General features: G+C 56.0%; 9 protein-coding genes. 7 read left to right on the forward strand and 2 right to left on the reverse strand.

Features of this window, described 5'->3' with window-relative positions; all coding sequences use genetic code 11:
• Positions 1–17 precede the first annotated feature (17 nt).
• From CA51_RS18340 to CA51_RS18365, 6 genes are all read left to right on the forward strand, one after another.
• A complete protein-coding gene (locus tag CA51_RS18340) occupies positions 18–1,580 on the forward strand; it encodes a sulfatase-like hydrolase/transferase (RefSeq protein WP_261343088.1) in 1,563 nt (520 codons plus the stop codon).
• A gap of 106 nt (positions 1,581–1,686) precedes the next feature.
• Complete coding sequence (locus CA51_RS18345) at positions 1,687–3,138, forward strand: hypothetical protein (RefSeq protein WP_145122668.1); 1,452 nt, start codon at positions 1,687–1,689, stop codon at positions 3,136–3,138.
• A gap of 63 nt (positions 3,139–3,201) precedes the next feature.
• Entirely contained in the window at positions 3,202–4,656 is a 1,455-nt protein-coding gene (locus CA51_RS18350; RefSeq protein WP_145122669.1) for a beta-agarase, read from the forward strand.
• 932 nt (positions 4,657–5,588) lie between these two features.
• Positions 5,589–7,739, forward strand: coding sequence for a PSD1 and planctomycete cytochrome C domain-containing protein (locus tag CA51_RS18355; RefSeq protein ID WP_197451292.1), 2,151 nt, complete (start codon positions 5,589–5,591; stop codon positions 7,737–7,739).
• An 8-nt stretch (positions 7,740–7,747) separates the two neighbouring features.
• Positions 7,748–9,181, forward strand: a complete 1,434-nt coding sequence (locus tag CA51_RS18360; protein WP_145122670.1) for a DUF1501 domain-containing protein — start codon at positions 7,748–7,750, stop codon at positions 9,179–9,181.
• A gap of 65 nt (positions 9,182–9,246) precedes the next feature.
• The gene (locus CA51_RS18365; RefSeq protein ID WP_197451293.1) at positions 9,247–10,383 is read left to right on the forward strand and encodes an ROK family transcriptional regulator; all 1,137 of its coding nucleotides are present in this window, start codon (positions 9,247–9,249) and stop codon (positions 10,381–10,383) included.
• Positions 10,384–10,654: 271 nt separating this feature from the next.
• Here CA51_RS18365 and CA51_RS18370 read toward each other — a convergent pair whose 3' ends face one another.
• Both CA51_RS18370 and CA51_RS18375 read right to left on the reverse strand, forming a co-directional pair.
• Complete coding sequence (locus CA51_RS18370) at positions 10,655–11,830, reverse strand: AGE family epimerase/isomerase (RefSeq protein ID WP_145122672.1); 1,176 nt, start codon at positions 11,828–11,830, stop codon at positions 10,655–10,657.
• Between the two features lie 391 nt (positions 11,831–12,221).
• A complete protein-coding gene (locus CA51_RS18375; RefSeq protein WP_145122673.1) occupies positions 12,222–13,316 on the reverse strand; it encodes a galactose oxidase in 1,095 nt (364 codons plus the stop codon).
• A gap of 129 nt (positions 13,317–13,445) precedes the next feature.
• Here CA51_RS18375 and CA51_RS18380 point away from each other — a divergent pair, with 129 nt between their 5' ends.
• Positions 13,446–14,141: a GntR family transcriptional regulator gene (locus CA51_RS18380; RefSeq protein WP_145122674.1), complete on the forward strand. Its 696-nt coding sequence runs from the start codon at positions 13,446–13,448 to the stop codon at positions 14,139–14,141.
• Positions 14,142–14,182: the final 41 nt, after the last annotated feature.

Raw genomic sequence — 14,182 nt, forward strand, 5'->3', positions numbered from 1 at the left:
TGCAACACCTCGGGCTAATGCTCTTCGCGTTATCGCCGCTATTCGCTAAGGCGAATGAACAACGACCCAACGTCATTGTCGTCATGGCGGATGATATCAGTGCCCGCGATTTCCCTATCTACGAATCGACCAGTTGCTACGGCCAACGAGCTTCCACCCCGGTGATTGATCGTTTGGCCAGAGAAGGTTGCTACCTGTCGACGGTGTGGTCGTCGACCGTTTGCATGCCGACGCGAGCGATGGTGATGAGCGGCCGGTACGCACACCTGACAAAATGGTGGGACAACGGCGAATTTGGAAAAGCTCGGCACGGTATCTATGAAGTCGCCGTTAGCTCTCCGCTAACGATTGGGCATGTCGCCAAACAAGCGGGCTATCGCAACATCTGGGTCGGGAAGACTCACGTCACGACGGGTTCGAGCTACACAAAGTTTGCGTTCGATGAGGGCGTCTTTACACCCGGAGAACCCGATGTCCGCGGCACGAGTCCCTACGACCATTTCAAAAACGTCAAGAACAAAGAGTTCTGGAATTCAGATTCGTTTTTGTGGTGGCCGGAAATACAGGTCGCCAATCATCCCAGCCATCCGGACAAGCCACACGCTTGGCAGGAAACGGAAATCAGCGACTACGGCCCCGACATTGAGATGGAACGCATCTTCGATTTCATGGAACGATCGAAGAAGCAGGACAAACCATTCTTTGTTTACCACACCTCACACCTCGGTCACCAGGCCGTGGACATGGCAAGCCCTCGGCACAACATGACGTGGCCCGGCACTCCGAAGCTCACCTGGGATGCCGACTCGCAAACTTACACACGACACGAGCCGAAAATCACGCCGAATGGCCCAGTCAATACGCTTAGCACCACCTACGAAAAAGAGAACATCACGCCCGACGAATTGAAGTATCAAGTCGAATATCTCGACTATCACATGTGGCAGTACATCAACAAACTCAAGGAGATGGGAGAGTTGGAAAACACCGTCGTCATCTTCACCTCGGACAACGGGACCCATGGATGGAAGGCATCCGTCGAAAAACAGCGAGGTGTGCATGTCCCGTTTGTCGTCTACGCACCGGGGCAGCCAAAATTTGTTCAAGGCAAACAGAACATCATTTCCGACCTGTCTGATTTACTGCCAACTCTAGCCGACATCATGGGAACAGAGTTGCCTCAGCAGGATGAATACGAACTCAACGGCAAGAGCCTGTGGCCTTACCTGACGAAGCAAGCGGACAAGCATCGCAAATGGATTTACGGTTACAAAGGCAACCGCCAGATGGTCCGGGGGCGTCACCTGCTGCGAGACGGCAAAGGCGTGTGGTGGGACGCCAGCGAAACTCCGGCAGACATGGATTCATTCCCGCCGATCACGGACTTCACCTCTCTTTCCGCCGATCAACAGCAGGAAAAGGCGATGATCGAAGAAGTAATCAAACGCTTCGCCCGCGAAGATGTCGGCGGCCCGCATTCGTATCATGCGGATCCTTCACGAAAGCTCACCGAGCAGGAGATCGAGAAAATGCGACTGAAGAGACAGCGTCTGGAAGAACACCTGGAACAGTTCGAATAGGAAGATTCGCACCACATTCGGTGAAGAAGATGCAATGCAACACATCAATATCCATTTCCTCGGCTCGGCAGAGCGAACCACAACTATACCTCTCTGGAGATTCTTCATGCAGTCTTTCCGTTCCCCAGCCATCGGCGCATTGTTGATTGGCCTCGTGCTACCCCAATTCGCGGGCATGTCATCCGCTGCTGAACTGGACAAATACGGCGGTACCACGGCCGTCAAGGGCAAGGCGACAGGCTTCTTTCATGTGGAGGAGATCGACGGTCGCAACTGGTTCATCACTCCGGAGGGCAACGCGTTCTTTGCCGTTGGACTTAGCCACATGCTTTCGGGCGAAAGTGATCTGGCATGCCAAAACGTCTACGGCGGCGACGCAGATGCGTGGCTGAAAGGTTCGTTCGAGAAGGCCCGTGAGATGGGCTTCAACTGTGCGCTGGGTAGTGCGACTAGTCCAGAACGTAATCTGAACGGCTTTGTTGATGTGCAAGAAGCCGAGAAGCTATTTCGCGAGGCCAACTTCCCATTCGCAGTGGGAGTCATTTTGCTCAAACACCCGTGGGAGTTCGTGGATGGCGAAACGTTGCCGGATATTTTTCATCCCGACTATGAGCAACTCATCAGAGAGCGAGCAGCCTTAGTCTGCGATCAGTACAAAGACGATCCGCTGTGCATGGGTTACTACTATGGTTTCGGAGCGTTCAATCAATCCGACCAGTGGGTAAACCATCACTTCTCGTTGCCTGCTGGAAGTCCCGGTCGCGAGGTCTTGTCGGACTTGCTCATCAAGCGGTACAGCAACGACGTGAAGAGATTCAATTCGGTCTACGGCACAACATTGAAGGACATGTCTGAACTGAAGTCGACCTTTGAGCTGACTTATGAGAAGGAGTACGAACGCCGCAACTATCCTCGTGTTGGTGCGTCCCTGGACAAACAGAAGCTTGCCGACTTTGAGGCGATCGTCTCTCACATGTGCGTGACACTGTATCGGACCGGTCACGATTCAATTCGTCGCTGGGACAAGAACCACTTGATTCTCGGTTCGTTCATCAAGGAATGGGCGTTGTCGATTGATTCCTGGAAGAAAGTTGCGCCCTTCGTGGACATGATCGCGCCGCAGCATGTCAACGAGTTCATTTCGGTAAGCGACTTCGCGGACGCGACCAATCTGCCGATCATCTTTTCCGACGAATACTTTGGATTTCACTATCCGGGCAAGAAGGGCAGTCTGCACGCGGGGTTGATTTCACACGAGGCTCGTGGCGAGGTGTACCACGCGAACTTAATGCGGCACTTCAAAGATCCGCAAGTGATCGGCGTGACATATTGCGCCTGCATGTACGATCAGGGCGGCAACACGTTGGCGAAGAACAACCAAAACGGTTTCTATTCGCTCGACGGCGAGCCCCGTGAGGAGTTAATTGAAGTGGTGACGGAGCTGAACGGAGCGGTCTACCAGCACGCAAAGAAACCAGCATCCCCGGAGGAGTTGGAAGGGCTGCATACAGAGTTGTTTGGCAAGTGGAAAGAACACAGCGTTCGGCGCGGACGTTAGTGAGAGTCGTGGATCGCTCCGCCGATCCAACGTCCGCCAACTGATCAGTACTTGAGAGAAAACATGAATAGCGCCGTATATGAAACAAGCAACTGGAAATTGCCAGTCTGTAAAGCTGTGCGTTGGATCGCGGATCGATCCACGACATTTTTGTTCACCATCGCTTTGCTGGCTGGCACCGCGCAGGCTGAGGATGCAACGGGATTCATCCACGTTAAACAAATTGATGGCGTTTGGTGGTTCATAAACGCGGATGGCGAGAAGTTTGTCAGCATAGGTGTGAACCACATCGAGCCGCACCTGTGGCTGGCTCCGTACAACAAAGCGGCGACGCTCAAGAAGTACGGAAGCGATATGGTCGGCCCGGACGGGCACTTCAACACCAGCGGTGACGCTGCCAAAAAGTGGATCGAAGCGCAAGTCAAAACCACTCGTGAACTTGGCTTCAACACCTTCGGCAAGCACACGCACCCCGCAATTGATCCGGCGCTCTACCAGGAACAGATTTATTACATCGCGTCGCTCGACACTGCTCCGCTCGCTGGGTGGCAGGAACGACGTGGTCGTGGTCCAATGCCTGATGTATTTTCAGTTGACTTCGAGAATCATGTCGCAGCGCGAGTTCGCCAATTAGCCGACTTGCACAAGGATCAAAAGAACTTGATCGGCTATCTGTACACCGATGTGCCCAGTTGGGTGATGGGTCGCGCCGAACAGGCGGAGCGGAATGACACGACAATGATCTACCCGTGGATCAATGCGATCCTGCCGCTTGGCGAATCGTCACCGGGCAAGCTGCGATGGCTGGAGCACTTGAAGCAGCGTTATCCAAATGCGGAAGCAGCCGCCAAAGTGTGGGGCCTGCCGGTCAGCCCGACATACGGGATTTCGTGGACTGAGATGGCTCGGCAAACGGATTGGTCAAACGCGTCCGACATCGCCTCGGCGAAGAAAGACATGCTGGCGTTCATGCCAATCATTGCGGAACAGTGGTACTCGCTGAACGCAAGACTCATTCGGAAACATGACCCGAACCACCTGATTCTTGGCGACAAGAACATGGTGATGTGGCACTATGACTTCATGCTGCCAGCAATCAAGAAGCACGTTGACGTCGTCTGCGTTCAGGCATACGGCCCGTGGGAAAAGGACAAGAAGCTGTGCGACATGATCTACGAAGAAACCGGGAAACCAATCTTCAACGGTGATGGTTGCTTCGGTCTTGCGGGACCAAAGCAGCAGGAGTGGGGCGTGAAGGGATTCCGCACCGGCGCAAAGTCGCTCGAAGAAGTCGCCACGATGTACGAAGAGATGCTTCGCGGCATGATGTCAACACCGTACTACATCGGCTGGCATCACTGCGGCTACATGGAGCAATGGGACGAGGCAGAACGAGGCGACGCGCCCCGCAACGAAAACGGATTCCTTGACCCGCTGGAGAACCACCGGACGCAATGGACCGGTGTTCTGAGGGATATCAATCCCAAGGCCGCCATGCTGCACGATGGTGCGAAGTAAGACTGGTTGTAGTCGAGCTTGACGACGGTATATACAAGAGCACGGAAAATCTTGTGATAGCCTCGGGGGCCGGACGTTGTCGAAACTGGTCAGTCACTCTGTCCTCCCAACCCCTACCCGGCTTTCCAACGGCTCAATACTTGAGTTACGCGAGCCGGACTCACTCCAAGGTAATGGGCTAATGCCGCCCGCGATTCAAACTCCCCAGTATCCCAAAATGCTTGGTAATGACGGTCCAATCGCATCCGGTCACGCGTTGGTTTTGCTGACTCGGTTTCAGCACGAATTCGGCCCAAAAGGAGTTCCATTTGAATAATTCGATCTTGGGCAATCGACGTAACCTGTTGGTACGAAAGGCCCCTAGTTTGCCCCCCCTAGTTCGGATTGAGACCGCCTCAGGGAGCCTTTTACGAGCGAGACAAAAGCCTTGTCGGTTTACAAATCAGCTGGATAGAGACGCCGCTAAGCTTGCTGTTTCCAGATTCCATGTGGCGATCTCCACTGCATAAAGTTCAACTGGTGCCCTCGATCCTCCACTCGGAACCAAAAAGCCCGTTTTGACCAAGCGTCAAAGCGGGCTTTTTTCGTAGGCGATCCGATCGGATCCGCCAACTTGCCCAACGTTCCACCGGCCCGACATGGCGGTTGGACATCAGCCCCGGGCGCACGCCCTGAGGAGACTCTAAAGTCGCCCGCGCTTCGAATCAGGTCATCACTCTTCTTTACGATACACCATTTCGTAAACACCGTTGACTTAAAGATTGCGAGTATTAGAATCGGGATCTCGGTACATCTGGAAGAAAACATTCTCTAATGTAGCCAGGGCGATTCCATTGAGATGGCGAAAACTGCTGCTGGTGTTTGCAATTGCTCCATTTGCTTCCGGTCCGACCGCTGCAAACGAAGCGAATTTCGAAACGGAAGTTGCACCGTTGCTGATCAAACGGTGTGTCGAATGCCACCACGGACGCGATCCGTCGGGCAATCTACTGCTGACCACTGCCGAGGGCTTCCACCAAGGAGGCGATTCCGGCCCAGTGATCGATCTCGAGAATCTCGGCGCGAGTTATTTTCTGCACCGCGTTGCCGATGGAGAGATGCCGCCCGAATCGAAAGGCCAGTCGCAGAAGTTGCCCGACGAAGAGATCGAAGTCCTGCGGCGTTGGATCGTCGGTGGCGCGGAGTGGCCCGAGGGGCGAGTTCTCGATTTGTTCGAACGCACCAGCGACGTGCGTGGTGGTCGCGATCTCTGGTCATTGCAACCGGTTGAACGTCCCGCGGTTCCACAACTGGAATCGCTGCAGCAGCCAACGAACCCGATCGACGCTTTTATCCTCGCTCGCCTGGAACAGGAGCAGATGCAGCCCGCTCCCACAGCGAGCAAACGCGAACTGCTGCGGCGTCTGTACTTCGACTTGATTGGGCTGCCGCCGACACTGGCTCAAATCGAAGCCTTTGAGCAGGACGATTCCCCGCAGGCGTTCGATCAGGTCGTCGATCAACTGCTCGACATGCCGCAGTATGGCGAACGCTGGGGCCGCTATTGGCTGGACCTTGTTCGTTATGCCGACACCAGCGGTTACGAACGCGATCAAGAAAAACCGTTCGCCTGGAAGTATCGCGACTGGGTCGTTGCCGCTCTGAATGCCGACATACCGTACGATCGCTTTGTGATTGAACAACTGGCCGGCGACGAACTGCCCCAACGGACCGAAGCCTCCGTCATCGCCACCGGTTTTCTGAGGCTGGGAACTTGGAACGACGAACCCAACGATCCGCTGGATTACCAATACGATCGTCTGGAGGATTTGGTGCACACGACATCCTCCACCTTCTTGGCGATGACCGTCAAGTGCGCTCGCTGCCATGACCACAAGTTCGATGCCATCACCCACGAAGACTACTATCGCATGGCATCGGCGTTTTGGGCGGGCCCAATTGCGACTCGCACTCGAAGTTTGTTGGGGGGCCCAAAGCCGGACGAACTTGGCGTAACCGAAGTACTTGGGTGGACGGACCTTGGGCCAACGCCACCACCACTGCATGTGTTAAAGAATGGCGAGCGTGAAGTCCCGTTGGGCGAGGTCGTCCCCGCCTCGCTATCGATGATTCCTGCATTGGAAAAGACGTTTGATGCGGCCCCCGAAGGATCGAAAACTTCGCACCGGCGACTGCAACTGGCGAACTGGATCGCCACTGCGGAGAATCCTTTAACGGCCCGCGTGTTGGTGAATCGAATTTGGCAACATCACTTCGGCCAGGGAATCGTTCGCTCTCCAAACAACTTCGGCTTCCTCGCGGATCCTCCCACGCATCCGAGGTTGTTGGATTGGTTGGCGGATGAGTTTGTGCAAGGCGGATGGAAGATCAAACGCCTGCACAAGCTGATTTTGACATCGAAGACATGGCAACAAGCATCGACGCACCCGGCGGTCGCAGAATATTCCCAGAAGGATTCGACCAACCGATTGTGGTGGAAGAGCGAGCGGCGTCGCTTGGACGCCGAAGCGCTGCGAGATGCGATGCTTACTGTCTCGGGGGAATTGGATCTGCAAGTCGGTGGGCCCGGTTTCCGACCTACGATTGCCGCCGCTGCGTTGGAAGGACTTTCCAAGAAGTCAGCCGCCTGGAACCCATCGCCTGCCGACGCGCAAACGCGCCGCAGCCTGTATATGTTTTCGAAACGCGGCCTGCTGCCGCCCATGATGACAACGTTCAACTTCTCCGATGCAACTCAGTCGTGCGGCCAGCGAGACGTAACAACCGTTCCGACCCAGGCACTCGTCTTGATGAACAATCCGTTTGTGCATGACCGCAGCAGCAAGCTTGCAAAGTCGATCATCGCGAACGCGAAACATCCGCAGGATCAAGTCGCTCAATTGTGGTCGATAGTCTACGGACGAAAACCAACAGCCGCGGAAACTCAACTCGCGCAGCAACACCTTGAAACACAATGGAACCGTTTCGAAAAACTGGCCACGACGTCGTCGCAGGAAACGCCTGCACCTTCAGCGGAAACTCGGGCGATGGCCTCCTTGGCTCATGTCCTGCTGAATTCCAACGAGTTCATCTATATCGATTGAGGCACCTCATGTTGAAACCATCGTTGTACCCCTGCGGCAAGTCGCGTCGTGAATTTGTCTGGGAGATGGGTGCTGGCTTTGCCGGAGTGGCGTTGGCCAGTCTGCTTGGCCGGGATGGCATTTCGATGGGAACCGCGGCGGCGAAAGAGGGCCAACAACGTTCCCAGCCGCGCGCGAAGGCATGTATTTTCCTGATGATGAATGGAGCGCCGTCGCAGGTCGATACTTTCGACTTCAAACCGGAGCTGGAAAAGTACAGCGGAAAACAACTTCCGGCGGACAAGAAGTTCATCAATTCCGGCGGTCGAAAAATGGGGTTCCTGACGCCCGCCTGGCGGCCGTTCCGACCGGGAGGTGAATCCGGCCTGCTGGTTTCGGACTACTTCCCCAACGTTCGAAAGCACGCCGACAAACTGTGCGTGATCAAATCGTGCCACACCGACAGCCACGCCCATGGTTCTGCGTTGGTGGCGATGAATACCGGCAAGACATTGATCGGGCGACCTTCGTTGGGCAGCTGGTGCGTCTACGGGATGGGATCGGGAAACGAAAATCTGCCTGGCTATGTCGTGATGCTGGACAAGCGCGGCGGGCCGATCAGCGGACAACCAAACTGGTCCAGCGGTTTCATGCCGGCCACCTATGCAGGCACATTATTTCGTCCCACCGGCGAACCGATTCTCGACTTGAAGGGACCAGCTCATGTGTCCCAGGCGGTCCAGCGAGAACAACTCGATCTGTTGGCCCAGCTCAACCAACAGCATCTCGATCTTCGCCCGGGAAGTCAGGATTTAGCGGATCGAATTCGCAGTTATGAGCTCGCCTATCGAATGCAGTCGGCCACGCCCGAAGCGGTCGACCTGTCCGATGAAAGTCAGCAGACGCTGGATGCTTACGGCGTTGGCAAACAACCGACCGACGAATACGGTCGCAACTGTTTGATCGCTCGGCGATTGGTGGAACGCGGCGTACGGTTCATTCAACTCTATTCCGGCGGAGGTCACCTGGAAGAGACCTGGGATGCACATGAGAGTATTGAAAAGAACCATGGCCAACATGCCGCCGAAGTCGACCAACCGATCGCTGCATTGCTGGCCGATCTGGAACAACGGGGACTTCTGGATGACACACTGGTTGTCTGGGGCGGAGAATTCGGACGCATGCCGTTCAGTGAAGGGCAGGGGGCTCCCGGCCGCAATCACAACCCGTATGGATTCTGCATGTGGATGGCGGGCGGTGGCATCCGAGGTGGACAGTCTTATGGCGAGACCGATGAATTCGGATTTGAAGCGGTGCAAGACAAAGTCCATCTGCACGACCTGCACGCCACGATTCTTCATGCAATGGGGCAGGACCACGAACTGCTTTCATGGTTTCATCAGGGGCGTGAAGAAACACTGACCGATGTCGGCGGCCGGGTTGTTCACGAACTATTTGTCTAAGCGACGGAGCCTATCTGCGATCGATGAACGTATCCCATTCCACCCAACCCAAGCTTCTCAGCCAGTTGAATGAACGCGCTGTCTTGCGTGTGCTGCAGACCAACGGACCAAGCTCTCGTGCAGAAGTCACGCGACTTGCGGGCGTTACGCGTCCGACGGTATCGAAGGCGGTTTCGTCGCTGTTGAAGTCGGGGTTTCTCGAAGAATTCGACGCTCCCGAAAACAACCGCGGCCGTCCGGCAAAGCTGCTGCGATTGGGCGGTGCAACGTCGCAAGTCGTTGGGCTGGTCATCGACAGCCCAGTTTGTCGGATTGTTACCGCGGGATTGGATGGATCGCTGCGCAGCGATGTCTACCGTGAATTTAAAACTCCGGAAACCTACGACGAATTGATCGCCATCATCACCGATCAGATCGAAAGGCTCAGCTCCGCAAGAGATCTCCGCACGCTCGGCGTAGGGGTCAGCTTGCCTGGCCTGTACGACTACAAGGAAGGCTGTTCGATCCTGTCACCCAATGTGCCGCTGACAAATGGTCACTGCCTGGGCCGAGATCTTTCCCAGCGTTTGAATCTGGAAGTCACCGTGCTGCAGGAATCCGACGCGTTATGCCTGGCGGAACGACACTTCGGTCTCGCCAGCAGAATGACCGATTTTGCGATGCTCGACGCCAGCACCGGGATTGGACTGGGAATTCTGAACGACGGCCGACTGCTGAAGGGAAGCTGCGGGTTGGCCGGAGAACTTGGCCACCTGCCGATGGTCCGCGATGGGATCCAGTGCGGATGTGGCCGCACTGGATGTCTGGAAACCTTGGCTAGCGATACAGCGTTCACTCGCCGGGTGTCGCAAAAACAGAGCCGCGATCTCACGTTCACTCAAATCGCCGAACGAGTTGCCGCGGGCGAACTTTGCGTCGCGGAGGAATTAGAACAGGTTTTGGAACATCTAGTTTTTGCACTCGTGACCACGATCAATCTATTTAATCCTCAAACCCTTTTTGTTCACAGTCGCATGTTCGACCTCGACGATCGATTGCTCGAACGACTGATTCGACAGACCGAGTCGCGGGCGCTTCAGCCATCGTTTCGGCAATGTCGCATCCAGCGCGCCCGTGGCAGCAAACGCGAAGGCGCAGTGGCCGGGATCATCGAATACCTAACACACTCCCGCGTCTCGCCCCTGGCGCCGGTAGGAGTGTAGACACGATCCGCCTAGCCCAAGACAAAACTCATCCCAGCCCCAAAGATCGTAAGCGACACGGACCAGAGCGGTCGGCGACATCCCAAAAGTGATTGCCACAACGGGGCGGTTGCCCTGGAATTACCCAAAATACGGGGCGGCGAGAAACGCGGGCGCCAAGGTGTTTTCTTTTGCTTTCGGTTGACCGCCGAAAGGCTTTGCAACGGCTCGGAAATCGCGGGGTGAGGTGATCGATCCGGACCGAGTGGCTGGCCAGTACGACTCTTGCCTTCTACGGCGACGAGGCTGCGAGTAGTTGCCAGCAGGTGAGCTGCATGCGTGGCATGTGAAATGGACCTTTCCAGAGGCCCCCTTTTAATTGCGAGCTGATGCGGCCGTCGCGGTGTAGATACCCGAACCACTCTCCGAATTCGGGGTCGGGGAAATGGGAGTAGGTCCAGTCGTGGATGCTTTTGTGCCAGTCGGCGTATTTTGAATCTCCGGTGAATTCATGAGCCATCAGCGTTGCGATGATGGCTTCGTTTTGAGGCCACCAGAATTTCATGTCGTGCCAATATTCCTGAACCGGCCGACCGTCGACATCGACGAAGTACAAGATGCCGCCATGCTCCTGGTCCCAGCCTCGCTGCCACATCCAATCGAGCATCCGGCAACCGGTTTGGATCAGCGGCGCGTCGCCGCGAAGCTTCCCTTCGAGCATGATGAACCATGCCCCTTCGATCGCATGACCGGGGTTGAGCTGCCGGCCGTCGAAGTGGTCGATGATCTCGCCGCCGGGACTCACCGTCTCCATCACACACTGAATCTCTTCCTTGAGATGGAACCGGCGGATGTCGTCGATACTTCGATCGATCCAGTCGTCGGCGTCGGGCAATCCGATCGATTCGCGCAGCTCTTGCGCGGTCGCGATCGTGATCATCGGAAACCCGATGCCTCGCGACGGCCGCGTCGACGTGAACTTTGGTTCCACGCCCCGAGGGTTCAGATTGTGATCGATGAAGCGTTGGAACGTTTGTTTCGCTTTCTGTGCATACTGCTCGTCCCCCGTCGCCCTAAAAAGCTCTCCGTACGCGATCGCTGCAAAACTCTCCGAAAACGCGTAGCGGCGTTTGCGAATCGGCTGGCCCTCTCTTGTCACATGAAACCACATCCGACCGTCGGACGGATCGAAACAATGGGCATCGAGAAACCGAGCGCCATGCTTCGCCAGTTCCAGCCATTCTTCACGCGGTTCGACGTTGTTATAAAGCTCGCCCAACAGCCACGTGAAGCGACCCTGCTGCCAGACACCTTTGTCGGTATCGATGACGCTGCCATCGCGATCCAACGACATCATGAACCCACCGTGCTGGCGATCGACGCAATGCTCGATCCAAAACGGCAGCGTGTCGTTTAATAATCCGTCGCGATAGGTCGCGAGGAGTTCGTGTCGGCGAATGGCATCCATCAAGAACATCTACCTTAGTGCAGGCGGCCAAGCTGCTGAGGGAAGTGACGATTCACAGGTTGGCGGCCCGAGTTCAACAGTTTGACTGGTCTCTTCTACAATGTATAAAGGTTTGGTCCAGCGAGATCGCCAGCTGGATTTTGCACGGCGAGAGTTATGGTGCAACCGACGACAAAACAGGTTGCGACTCTACTTATCATCTACAACCAGCCGTTGCTTGCGGCGACCTTCCAGAACCAGCCCCACAGCGCCGCGCGACCAACGCACCGGACCTGGCCAAGTCCGTCAGCGAAGCCACAACCGCCATCCGCAGGCGATGGAACAGGACTAAGCCGACACCAACCCTCGACGCGAGACAGCCAAAGAAAACGGCGTAGTTAGCAAGTTCCAATCAGGGCTTCGCTCGCTTCACAGCGACGCGATACACCTTGGGCGTGCGTGTTCGCGGCCGGACTTCGCCCGTCGGAACGATGATATCATCGCCCCACTGGATTGCCGTGGTCGTGACTTGGTTGATTGCAGTCTCCCCGGCGGACGCCCAGGTATCGGTGGTTGTGTGATAAACGGTCGCCTGATTGCCAAATCCGGGATGGTTGTCCTTCAGGACGTCTCCCTGGAAGAACAGTTCCCCCGTCGCTCCGCCGAGCACAAGAATCTGACTCTTCCCATATTTGATACTGGTACCAGCCATCGAGCATCGCGGTGCGTCGCTCCGCTGCCGCCACTCTCCCTTGCTCGGATTGAACTCCCAAACATCGCGAAGAAACTCATAACTAGAGGGTTCATCGGCCGGTCCCACCTGACGCCGTCCGCTGATCACATACACACAATCGTTGTCGCCATTGTGCTGGCTGACCGTCAGGTTCAGCGCCCGCGAGGGACCTGGCCATGCGGGCAACTCCTTCCAAACAAATTCGTCGCGGCTCTCCTTCTTCGCTAAGTCCAGCGACCAGAAATTCGTCATCGCGGTCTCCAACGACGGACCGCTCTGGCCGCCGGCGAGATAGATCACATCGCCGATGATCGTTGCGGCAGTGAACGCGCACGGCTTCGGCAGCGAAGGGTAATCGGTCGTCGCAACACGTTTGGACTCAGCATCCCAGCTCAACAGAAACACGTCGTCAAAGGTCTCTTCGGAATCGTTCCCGCCGATACAGACGACACCATCTTCGGTCGAGACCGACGCACCATAGGCGACGGGTCGCTTCAGAGTGCCACTCTCTTTCCAATGGTATTTTTTCCCATCTCTCGTCATCACAAAGATGCCGTCATGCCAGACCTTATCGTTTTCCCAAACCGGCCTGGGGAAGTTTGCACCGCCGGCGACGATCACCACATCGTTGTGTACACCAGCAAACGGTCCCGCAAAACCGAGCGGATCCGGAATCGGCGGCAGTTCAGTCCAGGACAACAAATCTTTGTCCGCCGCGCGGGTGGAGGAGGCGAGCACCGCAAACAACAGCATCAGATACAGGAAGCGTTTCATCATTCATTGTCCCAATTGCGCGACATTGGCAAGCGTCGCCGGACGAACGAAACGACTTGCCTTGCATGTTATCCAACGTTATAACATATCGACACTAATCCCTCGTTGGAAGTCTTCAGCGAACGAAAAATGGAACAAACACTTGCCGAACGATCGTACGACTACATTCGCAACAAGCTTGCGTGTGGCGATCTAGCCCCCGGCATGCGGTTGGTCAATCGCGTTCTCGCCAGCGAAATCGGCGTCAGCGTGATTCCAGTTCGGGAGGCGATCCATCGCCTGGCGAGCGAGGGTCTCATCGAACATGTCCCCGGCTCCGGCGCGTTCGTTCGCAAGTCCGACCCGCAAGCGATCGACGATCTGTACGTGTTGCGCGATGCATTGGAGAGTTGTGCAGCGGGGGAAGCGGCGTTGCACATCACCGAATTTCAAATCGATGAACTGGTTTCGATCCTCGACGAGGCGTTGGAACTGGCCGAGCAAATCACGAAGAGCCGCAAACAACACGCCACTAAGACACAGATGATCGCATGGCTGGCAACCGAACAGCGATTCCATGAGCTTGTGTTTGAGGCGGCTCGCAATCAACTCCTAGCTAAGGTGGCGCAGGAGCATCGAGCGATCGGCCAGATCTTCGACGCCCAACGCGACAACCCTCAACTCCTCACATCGGATGTCGCCAACCAGACCTGCGTCGGAAAGTCGGAACTGATCAAAGCCTTCCGGCAACGCGACCAACGCAAAGCCCGGGAACTGATGAGCGAACAGATCCAACGCGGTCGCAAAGAAGTCATGCGACACATCCGCGCCGCAACAAAGCGATAGCGCCGAGGAACGGTTCCGCCATCGAAAAGGCCTGACCGCCG

Origin of the sequence: Rosistilla oblonga, from assembly GCF_007751715.1 — a bacterium.
GTDB classification, from domain to species: Bacteria; Planctomycetota; Planctomycetia; order Pirellulales; family Pirellulaceae; genus Rosistilla; species Rosistilla oblonga.

Bases quoted from the DNA above. Each gene is read 5' to 3' on its own strand.
- CA51_RS18360 (WP_145122670.1), top strand. From the start codon at position 7,748: ATGTTGAAACCATCGTTGTACCCCTGCGGCAAGTCGCGTCGTGAATTT.
- CA51_RS18345 (WP_145122668.1), top strand. From the start codon at position 1,687: ATGCAGTCTTTCCGTTCCCCAGCCATCGGCGCATTGTTGATTGGCCTC.
- CA51_RS18340 (WP_261343088.1), top strand. From the start codon at position 18: ATGCTCTTCGCGTTATCGCCGCTATTCGCTAAGGCGAATGAACAACGA.
- CA51_RS18380 (WP_145122674.1), top strand. From the start codon at position 13,446: ATGGAACAAACACTTGCCGAACGATCGTACGACTACATTCGCAACAAG.
- CA51_RS18350 (WP_145122669.1), top strand. From the start codon at position 3,202: ATGAATAGCGCCGTATATGAAACAAGCAACTGGAAATTGCCAGTCTGT.
- CA51_RS18370 (WP_145122672.1), bottom strand. From the start codon at position 11,830: ATGGATGCCATTCGCCGACACGAACTCCTCGCGACCTATCGCGACGGA.
- CA51_RS18375 (WP_145122673.1), bottom strand. From the start codon at position 13,316: ATGAAACGCTTCCTGTATCTGATGCTGTTGTTTGCGGTGCTCGCCTCC.